Annotated in this window: 25 protein-coding genes and 1 other annotated feature; of the genes, 23 read left to right on the forward strand and 2 right to left on the reverse strand. The window is 36.1% G+C overall.

What is annotated here, in order from left to right:
* Positions 1-56 precede the first annotated feature (56 nt).
* The 4 genes from HCB45_RS04040 (at position 57) to holA (ending at position 4,647) form a co-directional block, all read left to right on the forward strand.
* Positions 57-659: a helix-hairpin-helix domain-containing protein gene (locus HCB45_RS04040; RefSeq protein ID WP_185318812.1), complete on the forward strand. Its 603-nt coding sequence runs from the start codon at positions 57-59 to the stop codon at positions 657-659.
* Between the two features lie 71 nt (positions 660-730).
* On the forward strand, positions 731-1,291 hold the full coding sequence (locus HCB45_RS04045; RefSeq protein WP_185318811.1) for a ComE operon protein 2: 561 nt from the start codon (positions 731-733) through the stop codon (positions 1,289-1,291).
* A 34-nt stretch (positions 1,292-1,325) separates the two neighbouring features.
* Positions 1,326-3,548 (forward strand): DNA internalization-related competence protein ComEC/Rec2, encoded by a 2,223-nt coding sequence (locus tag HCB45_RS04050; protein WP_185618988.1) that lies wholly within the window; start codon positions 1,326-1,328, stop codon positions 3,546-3,548.
* A gap of 67 nt (positions 3,549-3,615) precedes the next feature.
* Positions 3,616-4,647 (forward strand): DNA polymerase III subunit delta, encoded by a 1,032-nt coding sequence (gene holA / locus HCB45_RS04055; RefSeq protein ID WP_185618932.1) that lies wholly within the window; start codon positions 3,616-3,618, stop codon positions 4,645-4,647.
* Between the two features lie 85 nt (positions 4,648-4,732).
* On the opposite strand, the gene rpsT is transcribed toward holA, so the two are convergent.
* Complete coding sequence (gene rpsT / locus HCB45_RS04060) at positions 4,733-4,987, reverse strand: 30S ribosomal protein S20 (protein WP_003726526.1); 255 nt, start codon at positions 4,985-4,987, stop codon at positions 4,733-4,735.
* Between the two features lie 244 nt (positions 4,988-5,231).
* Here rpsT and lepA point away from each other — a divergent pair, with 244 nt between their 5' ends.
* The 16 genes from lepA to era all read left to right on the forward strand — a co-directional run bounded on the left by lepA (position 5,232) and on the right by era (position 21,444).
* Positions 5,232-7,058, forward strand: coding sequence for a translation elongation factor 4 (gene lepA / locus HCB45_RS04065; RefSeq protein ID WP_185618934.1), 1,827 nt, complete (start codon positions 5,232-5,234; stop codon positions 7,056-7,058).
* A 138-nt stretch (positions 7,059-7,196) separates the two neighbouring features.
* The gene (gene hemW, locus HCB45_RS04070) at positions 7,197-8,354 is read left to right on the forward strand and encodes a radical SAM family heme chaperone HemW (protein WP_185618936.1); all 1,158 of its coding nucleotides are present in this window, start codon (positions 7,197-7,199) and stop codon (positions 8,352-8,354) included.
* Positions 8,355-8,500: 146 nt separating this feature from the next.
* Positions 8,501-9,538 (forward strand): heat-inducible transcriptional repressor HrcA, encoded by a 1,038-nt coding sequence (gene hrcA, locus HCB45_RS04075; RefSeq protein WP_185618938.1) that lies wholly within the window; start codon positions 8,501-8,503, stop codon positions 9,536-9,538.
* Positions 9,539-9,579: 41 nt separating this feature from the next.
* A complete protein-coding gene (grpE, locus tag HCB45_RS04080) occupies positions 9,580-10,155 on the forward strand; it encodes a nucleotide exchange factor GrpE (protein ID WP_033533023.1) in 576 nt (191 codons plus the stop codon).
* Positions 10,156-10,188: 33 nt separating this feature from the next.
* Positions 10,189-12,030 (forward strand): molecular chaperone DnaK, encoded by a 1,842-nt coding sequence (dnaK, locus tag HCB45_RS04085; RefSeq protein ID WP_185318806.1) that lies wholly within the window; start codon positions 10,189-10,191, stop codon positions 12,028-12,030.
* A 142-nt stretch (positions 12,031-12,172) separates the two neighbouring features.
* Positions 12,173-13,306, forward strand: a complete 1,134-nt coding sequence (dnaJ, locus tag HCB45_RS04090) for a molecular chaperone DnaJ (RefSeq protein WP_185318805.1) — start codon at positions 12,173-12,175, stop codon at positions 13,304-13,306.
* A gap of 72 nt (positions 13,307-13,378) precedes the next feature.
* Entirely contained in the window at positions 13,379-14,323 is a 945-nt protein-coding gene (gene prmA, locus HCB45_RS04095) for a 50S ribosomal protein L11 methyltransferase (RefSeq protein WP_185618941.1), read from the forward strand.
* The gene (locus tag HCB45_RS04100) at positions 14,324-15,091 is read left to right on the forward strand and encodes a 16S rRNA (uracil(1498)-N(3))-methyltransferase (RefSeq protein WP_185318803.1); all 768 of its coding nucleotides are present in this window, start codon (positions 14,324-14,326) and stop codon (positions 15,089-15,091) included.
* 197 nt (positions 15,092-15,288) lie between these two features.
* On the forward strand, positions 15,289-15,462 hold the full coding sequence (rpsU, locus tag HCB45_RS04105) for a 30S ribosomal protein S21 (protein ID WP_003719762.1): 174 nt from the start codon (positions 15,289-15,291) through the stop codon (positions 15,460-15,462).
* A gap of 19 nt (positions 15,463-15,481) precedes the next feature.
* Complete coding sequence (locus HCB45_RS04110) at positions 15,482-15,928, forward strand: GatB/YqeY domain-containing protein (RefSeq protein ID WP_003736634.1); 447 nt, start codon at positions 15,482-15,484, stop codon at positions 15,926-15,928.
* Between the two features lie 187 nt (positions 15,929-16,115).
* Positions 16,116-17,075 (forward strand): PhoH family protein, encoded by a 960-nt coding sequence (locus tag HCB45_RS04115; RefSeq protein WP_185618943.1) that lies wholly within the window; start codon positions 16,116-16,118, stop codon positions 17,073-17,075.
* Between the two features lie 15 nt (positions 17,076-17,090).
* Entirely contained in the window at positions 17,091-19,247 is a 2,157-nt protein-coding gene (locus HCB45_RS04120) for an HD family phosphohydrolase (protein WP_185618945.1), read from the forward strand.
* Positions 19,248-19,263: 16 nt separating this feature from the next.
* Entirely contained in the window at positions 19,264-19,749 is a 486-nt protein-coding gene (ybeY, locus tag HCB45_RS04125; RefSeq protein ID WP_185318800.1) for an rRNA maturation RNase YbeY, read from the forward strand.
* Positions 19,727-20,122, forward strand: coding sequence for a diacylglycerol kinase family protein (locus HCB45_RS04130; RefSeq protein ID WP_003771868.1), 396 nt, complete (start codon positions 19,727-19,729; stop codon positions 20,120-20,122). Before ybeY ends, HCB45_RS04130 begins: the two co-directional genes overlap by 23 nt.
* A 24-nt stretch (positions 20,123-20,146) precedes the next feature.
* Entirely contained in the window at positions 20,147-20,542 is a 396-nt protein-coding gene (locus tag HCB45_RS04135; protein WP_185618947.1) for a cytidine deaminase, read from the forward strand.
* On the forward strand, positions 20,539-21,444 hold the full coding sequence (era, locus tag HCB45_RS04140) for a GTPase Era (RefSeq protein ID WP_185618949.1): 906 nt from the start codon (positions 20,539-20,541) through the stop codon (positions 21,442-21,444). Before HCB45_RS04135 ends, era begins: the two co-directional genes overlap by 4 nt.
* Positions 21,445-21,492: 48 nt before the next feature.
* Here the strand turns inward: era and HCB45_RS04145 are convergent, their stop codons facing one another.
* Positions 21,493-22,110: a DUF4352 domain-containing protein gene (locus HCB45_RS04145; RefSeq protein ID WP_185318798.1), complete on the reverse strand. Its 618-nt coding sequence runs from the start codon at positions 22,108-22,110 to the stop codon at positions 21,493-21,495.
* A gap of 136 nt (positions 22,111-22,246) precedes the next feature.
* Here HCB45_RS04145 and recO point away from each other — a divergent pair, with 136 nt between their 5' ends.
* From recO to glyS, 3 genes are all read left to right on the forward strand, one after another.
* A complete protein-coding gene (gene recO / locus HCB45_RS04150) occupies positions 22,247-23,014 on the forward strand; it encodes a DNA repair protein RecO (RefSeq protein WP_185318797.1) in 768 nt (255 codons plus the stop codon).
* Positions 23,015-23,054: 40 nt separating this feature from the next.
* Positions 23,055-23,228: a binding site (T-box leader), on the forward strand.
* Positions 23,229-23,295: 67 nt separating this feature from the next.
* On the forward strand, positions 23,296-24,186 hold the full coding sequence (gene glyQ / locus HCB45_RS04155) for a glycine--tRNA ligase subunit alpha (RefSeq protein WP_185318796.1): 891 nt from the start codon (positions 23,296-23,298) through the stop codon (positions 24,184-24,186).
* The gene (glyS, locus tag HCB45_RS04160; protein WP_185618951.1) at positions 24,179-26,245 is read left to right on the forward strand and encodes a glycine--tRNA ligase subunit beta; all 2,067 of its coding nucleotides are present in this window, start codon (positions 24,179-24,181) and stop codon (positions 26,243-26,245) included. Before glyQ ends, glyS begins: the two co-directional genes overlap by 8 nt.
* The last annotated feature ends 25 nt before the right edge of the window (positions 26,246-26,270 follow it).

The following is a 26,270-nucleotide window of genomic DNA, read 5'->3' on the forward strand; positions in this document are numbered from 1 at the left end:
ATCAAAAAGGAATTTGTTCTAGTATGGCGAATAGTATATTAAGGACGGTGATATGGATGGTAGAATTAATGAAAAAATACAAGAATTATATCTTAATAGGGATTGCTATTCTTTGTGCTGGTTTAGTTTATATTTGGATACCTGATGGTAAAACAGATGCAGTTACTGCGAAACCAACAGCAACCAAAGAAGAAAAGCCAGAGAAGGAAGAAGTGAAATTATCGAATTACGTCTATGTTGATATTAAAGGAGCCATACAGACACCTGGTGTGTATAAATTACCTTTTGACGCCAGAGTACAAGATGTAGTAAAAATCGCAGGCGGGCTTACAGAAGAAGCTGATAGTAGTAAATTAAACTTAGCTGAAAAATTAAAAGATGAGATGAGTATTTATGTGTACAAAAAAGGAGAAGAAGGCCCAGCATTACAAGAATCTAATATAGAAGAAACAACTGGTGTGTCTCAGAAAATTAACATTAATAGTGCAACGAAGGCAGATTTGCAACAAGTTCCAGGAATTGGAGAATCAAAGGCAACAGCGATAATGGAGTACCGAGAAAAAGAAGGATTATTTCAAACCATAGAAGATTTAAAAAACGTTTCGGGTATTGGCGAAAAAACAGTAGAAAAATTAAAAGAATATTTGGATGTTAATTAATAAAAGTGGTTGACGAACTTCCTTCTAAACACCTATACTAATATTTATCAAATCATAAGGGAGTTTTTAATGTGCAAAGGATCGCATGGGATCAGTTTTTTATGGCGCAAAGTCATCTAATATCTTCAAGGAGCACGTGTACACGATTAATGGTAGGTGCGACAATAGTTCGAGATAAACGTATTATTGCGGGCGGATATAATGGATCCATCGCTGGTGGTGATCATTGTGCAGAACATGGATGTTATGTTGTAGACGGTCATTGTATCCGAACTATACATGCAGAAATGAATGCGATTTTACAATGTGCAAAATTTGGTGCCACAACAGATAAAGCAGAGTTATATGTAACACATTTCCCTTGTCTGGCTTGTACGAAATCTATTATTCAAGCAGGAATAAAGAAAGTGTATTTTGCTAAAGACTACAAAAATCATCCATACGCTCTAGAACTATTTAACATTGCCGGCGTCGAATTACAAAAAGTGGAGTTTGATGAATCTGTTCTTCAAATAAACAATTGGAACGGGGAAAAAATGCATACTTTAGTAACAGAAGCCGCAGTGGAAGTAAATATCGAACCAGAAAAAGCAGAGCAACTTTATCAAAACATCTCAGAGAAATTAAACTAAATCGGGAGGGAACGTTATCGAGCGATATTTGGCTATTATTGTTTTAGCTATTGTTTGTGCGACTTTTGCAGGCTCTTTCGTTCCCATATGTATTTGTTTGCTCAGTTTCATCGCTTTTATTAAAAAATCCAAAATTATCCTTCTCTTTATCCTCGTCTATCTTCTAACATATTGTTTTTTATTTTTGGTAGAAAAATCCAATACATCTTCCTATACAGCAACTGAGTTTAGTGGTAATTGTCAAGTGGTTAATGATTTGAAAATCGATGGCGATAGTTTTCAAGCGATCTTGCGTTGTGAAAAAGAAAAGTTTCAATTGAGTTATAAAATTACAACAGAAGAAGAGCAGCAAAAATTAAAAAAAATCCAGTACGGACAAATTATTTCCGTTTCTGCTGTTTTAGAACAGCCTCAAACCAATCGTAACCAACATCAATTTAATTACAAAGCTTATCTTAAACGCAAAAATATACACTATATACTTCGAGCAAGCTCCCTCTCTATTTCAGATCAATTTTCACCATCTATTCTAATGCGAATTCAAAATATACGTTTAAAAACAATCTCTCATTTAACTGAAAATATTTCTCCAATACTATCTCCTTATTTTCTTGCATTAATTACTGGAGAAAAAAATGGCTTTTCGCCCGAAATGTATGAAGTTTATCAGCAAATGGGAGTTGTTCACTTACTAGCTATTTCAGGGCTACACGTTAATTTACTAATAGGAGCCATCTACTTTCTATTGCTGAAATTTGGCATCACGCGTGAGCGAGCTGTCTTTTGTCTACTTGTTTTTTTACCCTTTTACGTAATCCTAACAGGGGCAAATCCACCAGTCATACGTGCTGCTTCGATGACAGCACTACTGTTGTTATCAGAAAAATATGCTACTAAATGGAGTTCTTTTTCTGCTATTTGCTTATCTTTTATTCTCTTTTTCGTCTTGCAACCCTATGTTATCAATGAAGTGGGATTTCAGCTTTCTTATGTAGTGTCGTTTGGTATTATTTTATCGTCACGACAAATATTAACAAGGCAACAGAATGCGTTTACTAAGTCACTGGCTATTTCTTTTGTCTCCACTATCATGTCGTCCGTTGTTATGATGTATCATTTTTATTCATTTTCGTGGGTGGGGATTTTTTTAAATTTAATTTATGTTCCCATTTTTACAATTCTCATTTTACCTGGTTGTCTGGCTGTTTTTGTATTATCTATTTTCCCAACAGAAATAATCCGTTTCCCTGAAGCAGTGCTTACGTTTTTAATACAATTAGTAGAAAAGTTAACCTATATTTTTGCAAAAATACCGCATCAAACCATTGTTACTGGAAGACCAAGTCCCGTTATTTGTGTTTTAATAATTTTAACAATCCTAATATTCTTCTATCAATGGCAAAAGAAAAAGTTTCCATTAGGGATGTTTATTTGTTTTTGTTTATTATGTTATTTGTCTAGTTTTAATTTTAGTGGAAAAGTTAGCTTTATTGATGTAGGACAAGGAGACAGTATCTTAATTCAACTTCCATATAATCAAGGAGATTATTTAATAGATACTGGAGGTCAACTTCCATTTAAAAAAGAAGAATGGGCTAAGAAAAGAAAACCATTTACAATTGGCGGAAGCACACTTGCTCCGGTTTTGAAATCAAAAGGAATTAGTAGCTTAGATAAAGTAATTATTACACATAGTGATGCAGATCATATGGAGGGACTTGATGATTTACAGAAAAATATGACTATTAAAGAACTCATTTTCGCTAAAGGAGCCGAAAATAAACCCATTATGAAAGAAGCTCTTGCTACTATGCCAAACATAAAGAAAACGATTATTTTAGCTGGAGCTAAGTGGCGGAGCGGTAAAAATACATTTGAATGCTTATATCCAGCTAAATCTGGTGAAGGAGGCAACGATGACTCTATAGTTTTAAAAGCGATTTTAGATGATAAAGTGTGGCTTTTTACTGGTGATTTAGAGGAGAATGGGGAAAATAAAATTCTAAATCAACCAATCAAAGCGGATATTTTGAAAGTAGGGCATCACGGTAGCAAGACCTCAAGCTCTAAAGAATTTATTCAAAAAGTGAACCCATCTTTTGCAGTTATTTCATGTGGATTAAAAAACCGTTTTGGACATCCGCATGCAGAAACTATTGGTACGCTAGAAACAGCAGGAGTGACAATTTTACGAACGGATTTAGAAGGGGAGATAATTTATACATTTGGAAAAGGCTTTAAAGCGACTTTGAAATAAAACTTGCTATCTCTTATTTCATGTTTTACCATAGAAAGAGAAATAAGAGTGAAGCGAGGCGAAACGGATGCTGCCAGAATGGAAACAGATACGATCCAAAAAAATAACTCCATTATATTTAATTATTGGGACAGAAGATTATATTATTAATGAAACAAAACAATTATTAATAGATAACATTTTAGAAGGAGAAGAAGTAGAGTTTAACTATGCTAATTTAGACTTAGAAGAAATGCCCATTGAAGCTGTTGTTCAAGAAGCAGAAAGCATGCCGTTTTTTGGTGATAAGCGCTTAGTCATGGCAAATAATCCCCTCTTTTTAACGACAGAAAAAAGTAAAAACAAAGTGGAACATGATACTGCAAAATTAGAGGCTTATCTTAAAGAACCAGTAGATTATTCTGTTCTATGTTTTGTGGCACGTGTGGAAAAGTTAGACGAACGTAAAAAGCTTACTAAGTTACTCAAAAAGACAGCAACTGTCATAGAAGCTAAACGGCCTAACGAGAATGAATTGAAAAAGTGGATTGAAGCAAAATTAAGCGAAAGTAACATACAAATGTCACAAGTAGCCATAACTCGACTGATAGAATTAACTAGTGGTCAATTAACCACTGCCATGAATGAGTTGCAAAAATTAATGCTATATTGTTTTGAGACAAAAGAAATTACAATTCAAGATGTAGAATCTTTAGTTGTACGCTCACTTGAACAAAATATCTTTTTATTACTTGATAAGATGATTGCAATGGATATCAGCGGGGCACTTCGGATTTATTATGACTTATTAAAACAAAAAGAAGAGCCTATCAAGATACTTGCCTTAATCTCTAGTCAGTTTAGATTGTTGAATCAATTAAAAATATTAGAACAACAAGGATACTCCCAACAGCAAGCTGCGACTAAATTAAAAGTGCATCCATTCCGTGTTAAATTAGCGTCAAAACAAGCGAAGACTTTCTCGGAATTACAATTAAATCAAGCACTTAAACGATTAGCCGAAATAGACTTGGAAATGAAAACAGGCTTTGGTGATAAAGATCAGAAACTTGAATGGTTCTTATTCGAATTACAAGATAACCAGCAAAAAAGAGTATGAAAAATAGCTTTGTCATTAATGGCAAAGCTATTTTAAAAAACAAAAAACACCACACAAGGTGTGATGTTTTATACCGGCTTCGGTATTATTTAGCTAATTTAGCAGCTAAGCGAGATTTGTTGCGAGCAGCATTGTTTTTGTGAATCAATCCTTTGCTCACAGCGCTATCTAATTTTTTCGATGCTTCTACGTAAAGATCTTTCGCGTTGTCCGCGTTGTTTGCAGCTGCTTCATCAAATTTTTTGATAGCAGTACGCATTGCAGAACGTTGAGATGCATTACGGCTGTTACGAGTTTCAGCAGTTTTTACACGTTTAATTGCAGATTTAATATTTGGCATTCCATTCACCTCCGTCCAAACTAATGAGGTAGTATTTATTTCATATAACATACCTTTTTAAATTATATCAGAACAAATGCTATTATACCGAAATCACAGCCATATTGCAATAATACTTTCTATTTTATTTTAAATTTATTCGTAATTACTAAAGTAGTCATTGAATGTTAAGCGTTCTACTGATATAATCAAGGATAGCTTGCCATCGGATTTATGCGATGAGTTCTAATCAGGAGCTGGGGAAATGAACAAAGAAGAAATGAATGCAAGACAAAAGAAAATTAGAAATTTTTCGATTATCGCGCACATAGATCATGGTAAATCTACACTCGCTGATCGGATTTTAGAACAAACAGGTGCTTTGACGCATCGTGAAATGAAAAATCAGCTACTAGATTCGATGGATTTAGAACGTGAACGCGGGATAACCATAAAATTAAATGCTGTACAATTAAAATATAAAGCAAAAGACGGAGAAACGTATATCTTTCATTTGATTGATACACCTGGACACGTCGATTTCACTTATGAAGTATCTAGAAGTTTAGCCGCATGTGAAGGTGCTATTTTAGTAGTAGATGCTGCACAAGGTATCGAAGCGCAAACACTGGCAAACGTTTATTTAGCTCTAGATAATGATTTAGAAATTTTACCTGTTATTAATAAAATTGATTTACCAGCGGCAGACCCAGAAAGGGTTAGGGACGAAATTGAAGATGTTATTGGATTGGATGCATCAGACGCTGTACTTGCTTCTGCAAAATCTGGTATCGGTATTGAAGACATTCTTGAACAAATCGTCGAAAAAGTTCCAGAGCCTTCTGGTGATGTAAACAAACCACTAAAAGCGCTTATTTTCGACTCTGTTTTTGATGCTTACCGTGGCGTTATTGCTAACATTCGTATCGTAGACGGAGTTGTAAAAGCTGGTGATAGAATTAAAATGATGTCAAACGGCAAAGAGTTTGAAGTTACAGAAGTAGGTGTTTTTTCTCCAAAAGCAACACCACGGGACGAGCTCCTTGTGGGTGACGTTGGTTACTTAACAGCTGCAATCAAAAATGTTGGAGATACTCGGGTGGGTGATACAATCACACTTGCGAACAATCCTGCTGAAGAAGCGCTGGATGGCTACCGCAAATTAAACCCCATGGTTTATTGCGGACTTTATCCAATTGATTCTTCTAAATATAACGATTTGCGTGACGCACTTGAAAAATTAGAGCTTAATGATTCTGCTTTACAATTTGAAGCTGAAACCTCTCAAGCATTAGGTTTTGGTTTCCGTTGCGGATTTTTAGGTTTACTACACATGGAAATCATACAAGAAAGAATCGAGCGCGAATTTAATATCGATTTAATTACTACAGCTCCAAGTGTTATTTACCATGTAAACTTGACAGACGGATCCAATATTGTTGTCGACAACCCCGCTGAAATGCCAGAACCTGGTGTCATCGAGAGCGTGGAAGAGCCGTACGTAAAAGCAACAGTCATGGTTCCTAATGATTATGTTGGAGCTGTCATGGAACTGGCACAAAACAAACGGGGAAACTTCATTACAATGGAGTACTTAGATGATATTCGCGTTAGTATTGTGTACGAAATTCCACTATCTGAAATAGTATACGACTTCTTCGACCAATTAAAATCATCTACAAAAGGTTACGCGTCCTTTGATTATGAATTAATTGGCTATAAAGCATCTAAACTTGTGAAAATGGATATTCTTTTAAATGCAGAAAAAGTTGATGCACTTAGCTTTATTGTCCACCGTGATTTTGCTTATGAGCGTGGGAAAATCATTGTGGAGAAACTAAAAGAACTCATACCAAGACAACAATTTGAAGTACCAATTCAAGCCGCAATTGCAACGAAAATCGTTTCTCGTTCTACTATTAAAGCGCTACGTAAAAACGTGCTTGCTAAGTGTTATGGCGGGGACGTATCACGTAAAAGAAAACTTCTAGAGAAACAAAAAGAAGGTAAAAAACGAATGAAACAAATTGGTTCAGTTGAAGTTCCGCAAGAAGCTTTCATGGCTATCTTGAAAATGGATGAATCGAAATAATAAAGATTGTGCTAAGAGCGAATATGTTCATAGCACAATTTTTTATGTTAAAAGCGAAACCTCCACATAAGCACTAAAAAATATGTTAAACTGACTTGTGGATAACGAAGCAAATTTAAGTACAAGGAATTGATAAAATTGAAAAACATGAACCAATCGAGTAATGAGAGTTCAGCGATATATATCCATATCCCGTTTTGTGAACACATTTGCTATTACTGTGATTTTAATAAAGTATTCTTAGAAGGGCAACCAGTCGATGAATACGTAGATTTACTAATAAAAGAAATGGAAATGACTGCTGCAAAAGGTCCTATCGCGCCTGTTGACACGGTTTTTGTGGGCGGCGGAACACCTACAACCTTAAATGAAGCGCAAATTGCAAGACTTTGCACAGCTATCCAAGAAATATTACCACTCAAGAACGAAATAGAGTTTTCCTTTGAAGCAAATCCAGGAGACCTCTCCTTATCTAAATTACAAGCAATGCAAGATCATGGTGTTAATCGTATTAGTATGGGTGTTCAAAGTTTCAATAACGAGCTTCTCAAAAAAATTGGTCGCATTCATACCGTGAAAGATGTATACCAGTCTGTTGAAAACATGCGCAAAGTTGGTTTTGAAAACGTAAGTATTGATTTGATTTTTAGCTTGCCAGGTCAAACCGAGGCTGACTTTAAAGACACTTTAAAACAAGCACTTGATTTAGACTTACCTCACTATTCAGCATACTCGCTAATTATTGAACCAAAAACGATTTTTTACAACCTTATGCAAAAAGGAAAACTATTTCTTCCAGGCCAAGATGCCGAAGCAAATATGTATGATTTATTACTAATAGAAATGGAAAAACACGGTCGTAAACAATATGAGATTAGTAATTTCGCGAAAGAAGGTTTTCAAAGTAAACACAATATTACTTACTGGAGCAATGAGCATTATTACGGGTTTGGCGCCGGGGCACACGGATATGTCGGCAACACCCGTTATAGCAATTTCGGTCCAATAAAAAAATATATGGAACCATTACAAGAAAATAAACTTCCCACATTCCAACAAAAAGAACTTTCACTAAAAGAGAAAATGGAAGAAGAAATGTTTTTAGGTCTTAGAAAAATAGATGGAGTTAATAAAATTCACTTCAAGCAAAAATTCGGTCAAGATTTAGATACGACTTTTGCCCATGCTATTCAAAAAACTACCGCAAAAGGCTGGCTTGAAAATAACAAAGAAAATGTGGCACTTACAAGAAGCGGAAGATTTTTAGGGAATAATGTTTTTCAAGAATTTCTCTAAAAGCGCATCATTTGACCTTTTTTGACCAAACAATCCTACTTTAGTCTGAAATCGAGTGTTTTCGGTTGACTAAGGGGGAATTGTTTGGTAAATTTATACTTGTATTTAGCACTTGACGTTATTGAGTGCTAAAAGAGGTGATTGCTATGTTAACAGAAAGACAACTTTTGATTTTCCGTGCCATCATCGATCATTTCACTTGGACTATTCAGCCGGTTGGATCAAAAAATTTGCTGAAAGAAAAAGGTTTGCCTTATAGTTCCGCGACAATCCGTAACGAAATGGGCGTCCTTGAGGAATATGGCTTTATTGAAAAGACGCATTCTTCATCGGGACGAGTTCCATCAGAGAAAGGTTATCGCTTCTATGTCGATTATTTACTCCAGCCTAAAAAGCTAGATAAATTTGACAGACAAATGATTCGTTCTTTCTTTTCAGAGAATTATTATGAAATGGAAGGACTTATTCAAAATTCAGCATTAATGTTATCCAATCTAACCAATTACACTTCCATCTTACTTGGTCCTGAAGCAACGAAAAATCATTTAAGCGGCTTTAGATTTGTACCAATAAATAATTTTCAAGCAATGCTCATTTTAATTACCGATCAAGGGCATGTTGATAACCATCTTGTGACGATACCCGAGGGCACAACGCTTTCTGATATTGAGCGAATGGTCAACATCTTAAACGAACGGTTAGTTGGGCTTTCACTGGATGATTTAAAAGTACAAATACCAATGGAAGTAAAAGAACTACTTGGAAAGCATGTTAGAAACTATGAAAGCTTTATGCATGTCTTTTCTGATTCTTTTGCCCAGGCCAGCCAGCAAAAAGTGTATTTTGGCGGAAAAACGAATATCTTAAATCAACCAGAATTTCATGATATTAATAAAGTCCGTGAGATGCTCCATTTGATGGAAGAAGAACAAGATGTATATGAATTGTTTAGGGATATTCCCGATGGCCTACAAGTTAAAATTGGCCGTGAAAACAATAATAGTCTAATGGAAGATTGTAGTATCATTACAGCAACATACAATATTGCTGGCGAACGTGTTGGTGGTATTGTGCTCCTAGGTCCAACAAGAATGGAATATAGCAGAATGATGGGCTTAGTTGATGTAATGAGTCGAGATTTAACCGATGTGTTAACCAAACTTTATCGTGATAACCAAAATTAGGAAGGCTGAAAAAGCATAAGTTTTTTCAGGAGGTGACTACAGTGTCTGAGAAAAAGAACAAAAAAGAAAAACTAGCTGAGGAAATCGAACAAGAAGAATTAAATAGTTTAGATGAATCAGAAGAAACAGTGGAAGAAGAAGCGACAGAAGAAACTTTAACAGAAGAACAAGCCAAAATTTTAGAGCTTGAAAACAAACTAGATGAAGTGGAAAATCGTTATCTTCGCATGCAAGCGGATTTTGAAAATGTCAAAAAAAGACATATTGCAGACCGCGATGCTAGCCAAAAGTACCGTTCACAAAGCCTAGCGCAAGATTTACTTCCTGCACTAGATAGTTTTGAAAAAGCTCTTGCAACGACTTCTGATCAAGAAGAAGTGAAACAAATTCTAAAAGGAATGGAAATGGTATACAACCAAATTCTTGTTGCTTTTGAAAAAGAAGGTATTGAGGTAATTCCGGCTGTCGGCGAACAATTTGACCCGAACTTTCATCAAGCCGTTATGCAGGATAGTGATGAAAATGCAGGTAGCAATGAAATCACTGCTGAACTTCAAAAAGGCTATAAATTAAAAGACCGGGTTATTCGCCCATCTATGGTAAAAGTGAATCAATAAAAAATAATTACTGAATAACAGGAGGAAATAACAATGAGCAAAATTATCGGAATTGACTTAGGAACAACAAACTCTGCAGTAGCAGTATTAGAAGGCGGAGAAGCTAAAATTATCCCTAACCCAGAAGGCGCACGTACAACACCTTCTGTAGTTGGTTTCAAAAATGGCGAACGCCAAGTTGGTGAAGTAGCGAAACGTGCTGCTATTACAAACCCAAATACAATTAGTTCTATTAAACGCCACATGGGTACTAACTATAAAGAAACAATCGAAGGAAAAGACTACTCACCACAAGAAATCAGTGCAATCATTTTGCAATACCTAAAAAGTTATGCAGAAGACTACCTTGGTGAAACTGTAGATAAAGCTGTTATTACAGTTCCAGCTTACTTCAACGATGCACAACGTCAAGCAACAAAAGATGCTGGTAAAATCGCTGGTCTTGAAGTAGAACGTATTATTAACGAACCAACAGCAGCAGCTCTTGCTTATGGTATGGATAAAACAGAAACAGACCAAACAATCCTAGTATTTGACCTTGGTGGTGGTACTTTTGACGTGTCTATCCTTGAATTAGGTGACGGCGTATTCGAAGTACATTCTACTGCAGGTGACAACGAATTAGGTGGAGATGACTTCGATAAAAAAATCATCGACTATCTAGTAGCAGAATTCAAAAAAGACAATGGTATTGATTTAAGTCAGGATAAAATGGCGCTTCAACGTTTGAAAGATGCAGCTGAAAAAGCGAAAAAAGATCTTTCTGGCGTAACAAGCACACAAATCTCCCTACCATTTATCACAGCTGGAGAAGCTGGTCCACTTCACTTAGAAGTAACCCTTACTCGTGCTAAATTTGATGAACTAACACATGACTTAGTTGAACGTACTATTGCGCCAACTCGTCAAGCATTAAAAGATGCGAACCTTTCTGCAAGTGATATTGACCAAGTAATTTTAGTTGGTGGATCTACTCGTATTCCTGCAGTTCAAGAAACAATTAAAAAAGAATTAGGCAAAGAACCTCATAAAGGTGTAAACCCAGATGAAGTTGTAGCAATGGGTGCTGCAATTCAAGGTGGCGTAATCACTGGTGATGTAAAAGACGTTGTACTACTTGACGTAACTCCATTATCCCTTGGTATTGAAACAATGGGTGGCGTTATGACTACGCTTATCGAACGTAATACAACTATCCCAACATCTAAATCACAAACTTTCTCTACAGCAGCTGATAACCAACCAGCCGTAGATATCCATGTTCTTCAAGGTGAACGCCCAATGGCAAAAGATAATAAAACATTAGGTCGTTTCCAATTAGCAGACATTCCAGCAGCTCCACGTGGAATTCCTCAAATCGAAGTATCCTTTGATATAGATAAAAATGGTATCGTAACAGTTCGTGCAAAAGATCTTGGAACTGGTAAAGAACAAAATATCGTTATTAAATCTTCTTCAGGTTTAACAGACGAAGAAATTGAAAAAATGGTTCAAGATGCTGAGGCTAATGCTGAAGAAGATAAAAAGAACAAAGAAAACGCTGAACTTCGCAACAATGCAGATCAATTAGTATTCACTGTAGATAAAACATTGAAAGAATTAGAAGGCAAAGTAGACGAAGAAGAAGTGAAAAAAGCAGAAGCGGCTCGCGATGAACTACAAGAAGCGCTTAAAGGTGAAGATTTTGATGCAATTAAAGAAAAAACAGAAAGCTTAAACGAAATCGTTCAAAACCTATCTGTTAAATTATATGAACAAGCTGCAGCAGAACAACAAGCAGCTGGTGGCGCAGAAGGTCAAGAAGCTCCTCAAAATGATGACGTAGTAGACGCTGAATTTGAAGAAGTAAATGACGACGACAAAGAAAGCAAATAATCTTTTTTAAAGGTAAGGATAATGAGTCAAAGTCTACTGTGGCTTTGGCTTTTTATCTGAAATAAAGTTTTTACAACATCTCTTTCAAATGTTACAATACGTTAGGACTATAAAAATATATCATGGACAGGAGTGATGGCGGATGGCAAAACGAGATTACTATGAAGTGCTTGGTGTTTCCAAAAGCGCCTCAGCGGACGAAATAAAAAAAGCTTACCGGAAACTGTCCAAACAGTATCATCCGGACATAAATAAAGAAGCAGGCGCTGATGAAAAATTCAAAGAAATATCAGAGGCTTATGAAGCATTAAGTGATCCACAAAAACGTGCGCAATATGATCAATATGGACACGTAGATCCAAACCAAGGCTTCGGCGGAGGTGGTGCAGGTGGCGGCTTTGGCGGAGGAGGATTCTCTGGATTTGAAGATATCTTTGACACATTCTTCGGTGGCGGTGGGCGTCAACAAGATCCAAATGCCCCAAGACAAGGTAGCGATTTACAATATACAATGCGCCTTAAATTCAAAGAAGCTATTTTCGGTAAGGATGCAGAAATCGAAATTCCTCGTGAAGAAAACTGTGATACATGTCACGGTTCTGGCGCAAAACCAGGAACAACACCTGAAAAATGTAGCCATTGTGGTGGTAAAGGTTCCATTAACGTGGAACAAAATACCCCATTTGGTCGTGTAGTTAACAAGCGGACATGTCAATACTGTAATGGTACTGGTAAAGAAATCAAAGAAAAATGCCCAACTTGTCACGGTAAAGGCCGTGTAACTAAAACGAAAAAAATCAAAGTGAAAGTTCCAGCTGGTGTGAACGACGGACAACAAATGCGTGTATCTGGTGAAGGGGAAGCGGGTATAAATGGCGGACCTAATGGCGATTTATATGTCGTGTTTGTTGTTATTCCAGATGAGTTTTTTGAACGTGAAGCAGACGATATTTATGTAGAAGTTCCCATTACTTTCGTCCAAGCTACATTAGGCGACGAAATTGATGTACCAACTGTACACGGTAAAGTTCGCTTGAAAATCCCTAGTGGTACTCAAACAGGAACCACTTTCCGCTTACGAGGTAAAGGTGTGCCTCATCTACGAGGAAATGGAACAGGCGACCAACATGTAATCGTCAAAGTAATTGTTCCGAAAAAACTTGATGATAAACAAAAAGAAATCTTACGAGAATTTGCTTCAACTACAGGAGACAAAGTAGATGAACAAACATCCGGATTTTTTGACAAAATGAAACGAGCTTTTAAAGGCGATTGATGAACGTAGAGGTCGATAGTTGTGTGAGAAGCAACCATCGACCTTTTCTACATACTAAAGGAGTGTTGAAAAATGGAATGGTCAGAAGTAGAAGTCCATACAACAAACGAAGCTGTAGAGCCAGTAGCTAATGTTTTGACAGAATTTGGTGCAGCAGGAGTGTCAATTGAAGATATTGCTGATTTTTTACGGGAACGAGAAGATAAATTCGGTGAAATTTATGCACTTAGACGAGAAGATTATCCAGAAGACGGTGTTATCATTAAAGCTTACTTTTTAAAGACAACAGAATTTGTAAAGCAAATTCCAGAAATCGAACAAACATTGAAAAACCTCACTACTTTTGATATTCCGCTTGGTAAGTTTCAATTTGTTGTTAATGATGTAGATGACGAGGAGTGGGCTACTGCGTGGAAGAAATATTATCATCCAGTTCAAATTACTGACCGAATTACAATTGTACCGAGTTGGGAATCGTATACACCGTCCGCTAACGAAATAATCATTGAGTTAGACCCAGGGATGGCTTTTGGGACTGGTACACATCCGACAACGCAACTATGTATACGTGCACTGAGCGATTATTTACAACCAGGAGATGAAGTAATTGATGTTGGGACTGGTTCAGGGGTCTTAAGTATTGCCAGTGCTAAATTAGGCGCAAAATCTATTTTAGCAACAGACCTTGATGAAATCGCCACTCGTGCAGCAGAAGAAAATATTAAATTAAATAAAACAGACCATATTATTACTGTAAAACAAAATAACTTACTTCAAGATATTAATAAACAAAACGTGGATATTGTTGTTGCGAACATTTTAGCAGAAGTTATTTTACTTTTCCCTGAGGATGTTTATGCGACGCTTAAACCGGGCGGAATTTTCATTGCTTCCGGGATTATTGAAGACAAAGCGAAAGTAGTCGAGGAAGCACTTAAAAAGGCTGGGCTTGTTATTGAAAAAATCGAGCAACAAGGGGACTGGGTTGCGATTATTTCCAAACGAGGAGTGGAATAAATGCAACGTTATTTTGTAACAAATGAGCTAGAGAATGATAACGATACACTATCCATTACTGGAGAAAACTTTCATCATATTACTCGTGTTATGCGAATGAAAGAATCCGACCAAGTTTTCATTGTTTTTCCTAGCAAAAAAACATGTATTGCCGCTATTACAGCTATAAACGATGACGAAGTATTTTTAAATTTAGTGAAATGGCTAGAAGAAGATACCGAATTGCCTATAGAAATTACCATCGCAAGTGGTCTACCAAAAGGTGACAAACTAGAACTCATCATTCAAAAAAGTACAGAACTAGGCGCACACAAATTTATCCCTTATAAAGCAGAACGATCTGTGGTGAAATGGGATGACAAGAAAGTCATCAAAAAAATCGAGCGACTTCAAAAAATTGCGCAAGAAGCTGCTGAACAATCGCACCGGACAATCATTCCAGAAGTTCATTATGCAGCTAGTTTCAAAGAGTTAATGTTTGACCACGTTCATTATGACTTTGTTATCGCAGCATATGAAGAGAGTGCCAGAGAAGGCGAGGACAGCGCGCTTGTAGGCTTATTCCAAACCATGAAGCCAGGACAGTCTGTTTTATGTATTTTTGGACCTGAGGGAGGCATTAGCGAAAAAGAGTTAATGCAACTTCAAGAAGTAAATGCAAAACTCGCAGGACTCGGCCCGAGAATTTTAAGAACAGAAACTGCTCCGCTCTATGTTTTATCCGCTGCTTCATTCTATTTTGACCTTTACAAAAATAAAAAAAGCTAACATTTCAAAGTTTTATCCGAAAGTTAACGATTTCATGTTGACGATGCCCGATGTTTCGTATATAATTTTTAATGAGTGAATGCTTATCTGCATTACTTCAGAATAATTCATAATTTATTTTCCGTTATGTCCTATTCTGGAACTTAAATGAAGGATTTAAGTGAGTGCATGTAAGTGCCGGAGGGAGGGAAAGAGAGATGTCAAAAACAGTAGTTCGTAAAAACGAATCGCTTGAAGATGCTCTTCGTCGCTTTAAACGTACTGTTTCCAAAAGTGGAACTTTGCAAGAATCCAGAAAGCGCGAATTTTATGAAAAACCAAGCGTAAAACGTAAGAAAAAATCCGAAGCAGCAAGAAAACGCAAATTCTAATTAAAAGGCGATGATTTCGTTGACACTGCTTGACAAGTTAAATGAAGATATGAAACAAGCGATGCGCGATAAAGAGAAAGAAAAACTTTCCGTTATTCGTATGTTAAAAGCAGCTTTACAAAACGAAGCAATTCACCAAGGTGTGAAAGATCTTACTCCGGATGATGAAGTAACCGTGATTTCCCGCGAACTCAAACAACGCAGAGATTCTCTTGCAGAGTTTGATAAAGCTGGACGTAGCGACCTTTCTGATAAAGTCCGTTCCGAGATTGTCATTGTGGAGGACTACGCGCCAAAACAATTGACTCCTGAAGAGCTTGAGAATATTGTGAAAGCAACTATCGAAGAAGTTGGCGCATCTAGTAAAGCTGATTTCGGCAAAGTAATGTCCGCTATTATGCCTAAAGTAAAAGGCAAAGCTGATGGTGGTGCCGTTAACCAATTCGTAAAAAAATATCTTTCATAAACTAATTCAAACTAGTTTTGAAAACATTAAAAACAGGATTTCTTCATATTTTATGAAGGAAATCCTGTTTTTTTATACATACTTCAAGTAGAAATTAAAGCTTCTTATCGCTTCGTTTTTCAAGCAAGGAAATTTCGTGTATAATATAACTAATTAAAGCACTTATAACAGGTGAAGGGGTTAGCCAATGCTAAATGAATTTAATGAAGTAGTCGAATTATCCGAAGACACAAATATTCAAGATTTATTCGGCAATAATAATAAGAATATCGAACTTGTAGAAGAATTGCTTCAAGTAAAAATTATTACTCGTGGAGAAGAACTCTCTATCACGGGAGAAGAAGAAGCTGTCCAGCATACTATTGCTGTTTTAAATGAACTAATCTTAACAGTTAAGCGAGGCATCCATATTGATGGCCGAGATATAGCTCAAGCTGTAAAAATGCAAAGAAATGGGACACTCATATATTTCCACACTCTTTTTGAAGAAGAAATCACTAAAAATGCCAAAGGAGCGCCTATCCGACCTAAGACATTTGGACAAAGAACTTATATTCAAATGATAAAAAAACATGATATTGTTTTTGGTGTTGGCCCAGCAGGAACAGGGAAAACCTATCTTGCGGTCGTAATGGCAGTAGACGCTTGGAAAAAAGGTAAAGTTAGCAAAATTATTTTAACTAGGCCGGCCGTTGAAGCAGGCGAAAGCTTAGGTTTTTTACCAGGAGACCTAAAAGAAAAAGTGGATCCTTATTTACGCCCCGTGTATGACGCGCTATATGATATTTTTGGAACAGAGCATACAACAAGATTAATGGACCGTGGTGTTATTGAGATAGCCCCCCTCGCTTATATGAGGGGACGTACCCTTGATCATGCTTTTGTTATCTTGGATGAAGCTCAAAATACTACTATTGCCCAAATGAAAATGTTTTTAACACGTCTGGGCTATGATTCTAAAATGATTGTAAATGGTGATATGACACAAATTGATTTACCAAAAGGTGCAACGAGTGGCCTTGTTAATGCAGAACAAGTATTAAAAGACGTCAAAGATATTGGTTTTGTTTACTTTGAACACCATGATGTAGTCAGACATCCTTTAGTAGCTGAAATTATTAAAGCATATGAAGGGAAACAAAATTAGAAAGGAGACAAAGATGTGAAGCTAGCCAAGAAATGGAGAGATTGGTACATCGAAAGTGGAAAAAAATACCTTTTCCCACTTCTCCTTATTTGTTTTGCTGTCGTAGCTTACTTGCTTGTCTGCCAAATGACAAAGCCGGAATCGTATAATGTAAAGCTATTTCAAGTAGCTGAAAAAACGATTCGATCACCACAGACTGTTGAAGATACGGAGAAAACAAAAGAAGAACGGACTAAGGCAAGTAATGCCGTAGAAGATGTGTATGTTTACAACCGTGAAACAGGACAAAATCGAGTAGCATTAATTCAAAGTCTTTTCGCTTATGTAATTGAAGTGAATTCTGAAGCAGAAGAAAACGATAAGAAAAATAAAGAAAAAGCAGCAAAAGATAAAGAACCAGCCCCAGCCCCAACTACAACAGAAACTAAATTAAAAAACTTGAAAAACAAATTATCAAGTAATGTATCCGAAAAAATCACTTCGAATATATCAGATGAAGTTTTCACTACTTTAATTGAGGCTGATAGCAAAGATTTTAATGTAATGGAAGACGTTATTACCACTGAAGTAGCCAAAACAATGGAAAATAAAATTCGTGATGAAAATCTTAATGCCGCCAAAATAAGGGCACGTGATGACATCGAATTGTCCGCCATATCTTCTTATTATAAAAACGTATCAAAAGTACTTGTCTCATACGCGATTGTCCCAAATGAAATTTATAATGAAGAACAAACTGATGAACGGCGTAAAGAAGCAGCTCAGTCTGTTGTTCCTGTAAAAATTCTACAAGGTCAAGTAATTGTACAAGAAGGGCAAATTGTAGACCGGGAAACGTATCGGCAATTAAATATGTTGCATTTATTAGATCAAAAAATGCCAGTCAAACAATATGCTGGCTTTGCCATTTTTATTATTGCACTTGCAGCTATTTTATTCCTATATACGAAAAAACAAACTACTTCAAAAACAAAAAAGATGCAAACGATGCTTATTTTTTCGTCTGTATATGTCGTTTCTTTATTCATGCTACTGATTATTTTATTTTTAGAAAATCAAAATATATCTAATATCGCCTTTTTATTCCCAGCAGCATTTGCGCCGATGATACTTAAAATCTTACTTAATGAGAAATATGCTTTTTTAAGTGTTCTATATATTGCTGTAACTAGCTTATTTGCGTTTCAAAATGATTCAACTAGTGGAATTACGATTTTTATCTTATTAAGTGGTATTACGAGTATAGTTGCTTTACGGGATTATAGTAGACGTTCTGCCATCATGTTTTCAGGCTTTATGGTTGGTCTAATCAATATGGCATATGTCTTTATTTTATTGTTAGTTAATAATAGTACGCTACTTCAAGTGTCTACTTTGATGGCAATTGGTTATGCCTTTTTAGGGGGATTTGGTGCATTTATTCTTGGGGTTGGAGTTATTCCACTCTTTGAAACTATTTTTGGATTACTAACTACGAGCAGATTAGTAGAGCTAGCCAATCCGAATCATCCTCTACTCAAAAAAATACTAATGAAAGCTCCAGGAACTTATCATCATAGTATGATGGTTGCAAACTTAGCTGAAGCATGTGCAGATAAAATTGGAGCAAATAGCTTACTTGTTCGCGTGGGTTGTTTTTATCACGATATTGGTAAAACATTACGCCCGCCCTATTTTGTGGAGAATCAACTTCAAGGAATTAATCCGCATGATAGGCTGACACCAGAGCAAAGTCGTGATATAATTCTTTCGCACACTAAAGATGGGGCGGAAATATTAAAAGAAAATCATATGCCTCAACCGATTATTGATATTGCTTTACAACATCACGGGACAACGTTGCTTAAATACTTTTATTATAAAGCTAAGGAAACAAACCCGGATGTAAAAGAAGCAGATTTCCGTTACAGTGGACCAAAACCGCAAACAAGAGAAATTGCGATAATCAATATTTCTGATAGTGTGGAAGCGGCTGTTCGATCTTCCTCAGAACCCACAATGGCCAAAATAACAGAAATTATCGACGGAATTATTAAAGATCGTTTCCTAGATGGGCAATTTACTGAATGCGATATTACCATCAAAGAAATTAAAATCATTCGCGACACTTTAATTGCCACATTGAACGGAATATATCATCAACGAATTCAATATCCTGATGACAAAGATTGAAATAGGAGGACGTAAAATGACGGTCTTAGAAATAGACTTGTTGGATGAAACAAATAAATTACCGGATGAAGATAAACAACTGGTTGAAAACATTTTACAATTTGCAGCAAGTTATTTAAAAATTGAGGAAGGCACAGAACTCTCCCTAACTTTTACAACAAATGAAGGCATTAGAGAAATAAATCGAGAATATCGTAATAAAGATCAAGCAACAGATGTTATTTCCTTTGCTCTCGAGGAAATGGGCGATGGCGAAACAGAAATTGAGTGGGGAGATTTAGAGGGCGAGACTCCACGAATGCTCGGGGATATTATCATTTCTACTGAAAAAGCAGAAGAACAAGCAAAAGATTACGGACATACGAAAGCAAGAGAATTAGGTTTTCTAGCAGTTCACGGATTACTGCATTTGCTTGGTTATGATCATATGGAGCCTGACGAGGAAAAAATAATGTTTGGCTTACAAAAAGAAGTGTTGGATGCTTATGGACTCGAAAGATAGAAAGTATAAACGTAGTAAAAACTATGCAGAGTCCTTTCAGCACGCTTTTACCGGGCTAAAAACTGCTTTTTTAGAAGAACGAAATATGAGGTTTCATACATTTGCGGCACTTGCGGTAGTTATTTGTGGCTTTTTCTTTCATGTGACTAGATCTGAATGGATTTTATTAATTCTATCTATTTTTGGTGTATTAACGTTAGAAATGGTTAATACAGCGATTGAAAGAGCCGTGGATGTAGCAACAGAGCAATACATTGATGAAGCGAAAAAAGCAAAAGATGTTGCTGCTGGTGCAGTTTTACTCGCAGCCATTGTAGCGAGTTTTATCGGACTAATTATATTTATACCATACTTTTGTCAGATGTTTTTATAAAAAGAAGGGATTGTGACTTGGTAAATGAAAGAAAATAATTTTATCTCACTGGCAAAACAAGCAAGAGAGTTTGCGTATGTTCCTTACTCGAAATTTCCAGTTGGAGCAGCTCTTGTAACGAAAGATGATGAAGTCGTATTAGGTTGTAACATCGAAAATGCTTCTTTCGGCTTAACAAATTGTGCTGAACGGACAGCGATTTTCAAAGCTGTATCAGAAGGGAAAAGAGATTTTAAACAATTAATTGTAGTAGCAGATACAGATGGACCAGTATCGCCTTGCGGGGCATGTAGACAAGTAATTAGTGAATTTTGTGCGCCAGATATGCCAGTAATTTTAACAAACTTAACAGGAAAAACAGCGACGGTAACAGTGAAAGATCTTTTACCAGGCGCATTCACATCGGAGGATATGTTATGAGTGAACCATTTAAATCAGGATTTGTCGCTATAGTTGGGCGACCGAATGTTGGGAAATCAACTTTATTAAATCATATTATTGGCCAAAAAATTGCTATTATGAGTGATAAAGCGCAAACAACTAGAAATAAAGTGCAAGGCGTGTATACAACAGACGAATCACAAATTATTTTTATCGATACACCAGGAATACATAAACCCAAACATAAATTAGGCGACTTTATGGTAAAGATTGCATTAAACACTTTTCAAGAAGTTGATTTGATTTATTTTGTTATCGATGCATCCACTGGTTTTGGTCGCGGGGATGAATTTATCATTGAAAAACTTAAAAATGTTCAAACCCCTGTGTTTCTTCTAATTAATAAAATCGACTTAATTTCCCCAGAGGATTTAATCAAACTTATTGAACAGTACCGAGAACTTATGGATTTTGAAGAAATAATTCCAATTTCCGCGCTTGAAGGAAATAATGTGCCTAATTTATTAGAACAAACAAATAATAACCTTGAAATTGGTCCTATGTATTATCCAAAAGATCAAATTACAGATCATCCAGAACGTTTTATTATTTCTGAATTGATTCGTGAGCAAGTTTTGCAATTAACACGTGAAGAAGTACCGCATTCTGTTGCTGTAGTTATTGAAGGAATTGAAAAAAATCCTAAAACGGAGAAATTAACCATTAATGCAACTATTATCGTGGAAAGAAGCACCCAAAAAGGGATTATTATTGGTAAACAAGGCCAAATGCTGAAGCAAATAGGAATGCGTGCTAGAAAAGAAATTGAAAGTTTGCTCGGTTCTAAAGTGTTTCTAGAAATCTGGGTGAAAGTTCAAAAAAATTGGCGAGATAAAGAGCATTATTTACATGATTATGGTTTTGATCGCGAAGAATATTAATAAAAAGCATCTAGTACACACAATTTAATTGTGTATACTAGATGCTTTTTATTCAGTCCAACTGTAATTGTCATACTCTATACTATAAGGACCAAAATTATATACTTCATAGTAAAGCGTTAATTCTTTTGTTTCGCCTGGCTGAACATCTCCAGAGAAACCATCTTCTGTAATTTGTTGGCCATAGTCTTCCGCTGCATCATCGTAAAGAGAGATGTCCTCCGAATAAAATGGTGTAGGATCTACCCCTGTGTTTTCATATTTTACTTTTACTTGATAAACATCGTAACCATCTTTCTTTTGAGACACTTCAGGTTTATAAACAGTTATAGTACTATCATTTTCTAAAACAACGGACTCGCCATAATCTACATCCGTATAATCATTATAAAAATCTTCATCGTAGTTTTCTGCATAGTCATTAGAATAAACATCTGTTCCACTATTACTATAAAAAGAAAATGGGTTATTAAAGCCTTGAAGTAAGCTAACAGTTGTTACGTTTAACCCTGCTAACAATACGTAAAATCCAATCCCAAATGATAATCCAGTAACAATAATACCAGCCCATCTTTCTTTTCTAACAATTAGCAAAATAATTCCTACAACTACACCTATGAATGTGAGTATAAATAAGCTGATTAACAATATAAGTAACATACCCATAGAATTAAAAATCCTTTCTTTCCTGCCTTTTTCTCTATTTTACAATAGCAAGTCGTGGAAAGATAGCAAAAAATATAAAAAGACATAATCCATTAGAAAATGTTATAATAAAAAGAATCAAAAAGGAGGGTGCCACATGGAGAAATGCGAAGGAATCGTGATACGGCAGACGAGTTATCGTGAATCAGATAAAATAGTCCGCATGTATACGCGAGAATTTGGAAAAATTGGTGTGGTTGCTCGGGGTGCAAAGAAAACCAAAAGTAGATTAGCAGCTGTTACACAATTATTTACAAATGGTTACTTCACTTTTTTTGGAGGGAATGGGCTTGGGACACTTCAACAAGGAGAAGTTATCGAAAATTTTTCTTCCATCCAACAAGACATTTTTATGACGGCTTATGCCACATATGTATGTGAGTTATTGGATAAGGCAACAGAAGAACGTCAACCCAATCCATATCTATATGAGCTAACTTTTCAAGTTTTACGTGATATTGATGAAGGATATGATCCACAAATTCTAACACAAATTTACGAAATGAAAATGCTACCTGTTTTAGGACTTTACCCAATGATGGATAAATGTGCTATTTGCGGAGAGACAACAGGACATTTTGATTTTTCAACAAGGAGCAACGGAATTATTTGCCATCGCTGCTTTGATAAAGACCATTACCGGATGCATTTACCGGAAAACGTAGTAAAACTTTTGCGGCTATTTTTTATATTCCAATTAGATCGATTAGGCAATATTGATGTAAAACAAGAAACAAAAGAATGGTTACAAAAAGCTATTGACACTTACTACGATGAATATTCTGGATTATATTTAAAAAGCAGGAAATTTTTGCGCGATATGGATAAATGGGAAAATATGTTAAAAAAAGATAGTGACGATTGACTTTTTTACAAAAATACAGTATCTTGTAATATATCAACTAATAGGTACATTGAAGGAAAATAGTAACAAAAAGCTCTATTTTTAGCGAGTTCGGGTGTGGTGAGAGCCGGATATCTAACTTTTTGTGAAGGCGTTCTGGAGTACAGCGAAATCAAGGTGGGAATTATTTCAATTCCAAATAGGGTGGAACCGCGAGCTAACTCTCGTCCCTATATGCTTTAAATCAGCATATAGGGACGAGAGTTTTTATATTGGCTGAATTATCTTTGGAGGTGGAAGCAATGAATTTACAAACAATGATTAGAACATTACAAGATTATTGGTCCGAACAAGGTTGTATTATGTTGCAATCGTATGATGTGGAAAAAGGTGCTGGCACAATGAGCCCTTATACTTTCTTAAAAGCAATTGGTCCAGAACCATGGAAAGCAGGTTACGTAGAGCCGTCGCGTCGTCCAGCAGATGGTCGTTACGGAGAAAATCCAAACAGATTATTCCAACATCACCAATTTCAAGTAGTGATGAAGCCTTCTCCTGACAATATTCAAGAGCTTTACTTAGGTTCTTTAGAAAAATTAGGTATCAATCCATTAGAACATGATATCCGTTTTGTAGAAGATAATTGGGAAAATCCTTCTTTAGGATGCGCAGGCCTTGGATGGGAAGTGTGGTTAGATGGAATGGAAATTACTCAATTCACTTATTTCCAACAAGTAGGTGGTTTGGAATGCTTCCCAGTTACATCCGAAATTACTTATGGTGTGGAACGTTTAGCAAGTTATATTCAAGATAAAGAAAATGTATTTGATTTAGAATGGACAGAAGGCATTAGTTACCGTGATATTTTCTTTCAAGCAGAATACGAAAACTCCACTTACGCCTTTGAAACTTCTAATACAGATATGTTGTTAACTCTTTTTGACACATATGAAAGAGAAGCAGCTCGTCAAATGCAGGAAGGATTAGTTTTCCCAGCGTATGACTATGTATTAAAATGTTCGCATACCTTTAACCTTCTAGATGCTCGTGGGGTAGTTTCGGTTACCGAACGTGCGCAGTATATTGGTCGAATTAGAAATCTAGCCAGACGAATCGCCAAAACTTTTTATGAATCACGAGAAAAACTTGGCTTCCCATTAGTCAAAGAAGAGGGAGGAAAACGTCATGAGTAAAGACTTTTTATTAGAAATTGGTTTAGAAGAAATGCCAGCACAATATGTGACTAGCTCTGTTTTACAATTGGAAAAACGTGTAACGGACTGGCTAATGGAAAATAAAATCGAATTTGGCGAAATTAAAACCTATTCGACACCAAGACGCTTAACTGTTCTTGTTGAAAAAATGGCAGAAGAACAAGCAAACCGTGTAGAAGAAGCAAAAGGTCCGGCGAAAAAAATTGCATTAGACGAAGATGGCAACTGGTCAAAAGCTGCACTAGGTTTTGCAAAAAGCCAAAAAGTAGACCCAGCTGATCTTACTTTCCGAGATATTAAAGGCGTTGAATATATCTATATTAAAAAAGAAGTAATCGGTGAAAAAACAAGCAACTTACTACCAAGCTTAGAAAAAGTAGTAACTAGCATGACTTTCCCTGTAAGTATGCACTGGGGCAGTAATGATTTACGATACATTCGCCCGATTAAATGGTTGATTGCTATGTTCGGTGAAGAAATCATTCCTTTTGAGATTACTGGAGTTGAAACGAGCAACACATCTCGTGGTCACCGTTTCTTAGGAAAGACAGCTACAATTAAAAAACCTAGTGACTATCCAAATGCATTACTAGAACAATTTGTAGTCGTTAATGCTAAAGAACGTAAACAAGCCATCGTCGAACAATTACGCGAAATAGAATCTATGGAAAATTGGCAAATTAAAGAGGACGATGACTTGTTAGAAGAAGTAACCAACCTCGTCGAATACCCAACGGTTTTATCTGGTAATTTTGAAAAAGAATATTTAGAGCTACCGGAAGAAGTGTTAATCACCACAATGAAAGAACATCAACGTTATTTCCCTGTATTTAGCCAAGAAGACGAGCTCTTACCTCATTTTGTTACAGTACGTAATGGGAATCATGAAAACCTTGACACAGTAGCCCGAGGAAACGAAAAAGTGTTGCGCGCTCGTTTGTCTGATGCGGATTTCTTCTATCAAGAAGATTTAAAAATGACGATTGACGAAGCAGTGGCTAAACTCCAAAATATTGTTTTCCACGAAAAATTGGGCACGCTAACAGAAAAAATGAAACGTGTTCAAAAAGTAGCATTAATGCTTGCTGACTACCTGGATTGGCAAGAAGAAGATAAACAAGATATCATCCGCTTAACCAATATCTATAAGTTTGATTTAGTGACAAACATAGTTGGTGAATTCCCTGAATTACAAGGTTTAATGGGTGAAAAATACGCGTTATTACAAGGTGAAAAACCAGCAATCGCAACTGCTATTCGTGAACATTATTTACCAACTTCTGCAGAAGGCGATTTACCACAAACGGACTTAGGTTCACTTATTGCTATTGCAGATAAATTAGAAACATTAATTGGCTTTTTCTGTGTAAATATTGCACCAACAGGTTCTGCTGATCCATTTGGTTTACGCCGTAGTGCTTTTGGGGCGGTGCGTATTATCCAAGCAAATGGTTGGGACATTCCAATGCTTGAAGTGGTTTCTCGTATTGTGGATATGGAACGTGCAGAAGGAGCTACAGAATTACCAAGTTCAGATGTAATAAAAGAAGTGCAGACTTTCTTGAAAAATCGTTTACGTGTTATTTTACAAGGCCATCATATTCGCCATGATATTATTGATGCTGTGATCGGCGGCGATCCTAATATGATCCCTCAATTGATTGATCGTGCTCAAATATTGAATAAACATGCGGACGCAGAGTGGTTCCGCCCAACCATCGAAGCTTTAACAAGAGTAGTTAATATTTCTAAAAAATATGAAGATGGTGTAGAAGTAGATCCAAACTTGTTTGAAAATGAATACGAACAAGCACTTTTCAATAAGTTAGAAAAACTGAAATTTGATTTTGCTGGTTTAAAAATTGTTGACAGACTCAAAGCTTTTGCGGATTTACGTACAACAATTGATGCTTATTTCGATAATACGTTAGTTATGACCGATAATGATGAATTAAAAAATAATCGTCTAGCACTTCTATTCGAACTTGCCAGCTTTATTAAAGAATTTGCTCAAATGGATGAAATTAATGTAAAATAAAAGTAAAATTTGAGCAAAGAGGAGG

The organism is Listeria farberi (genome assembly GCF_014229245.1).
GTDB lineage: Bacteria > Bacillota > Bacilli > Lactobacillales > Listeriaceae > Listeria > Listeria farberi.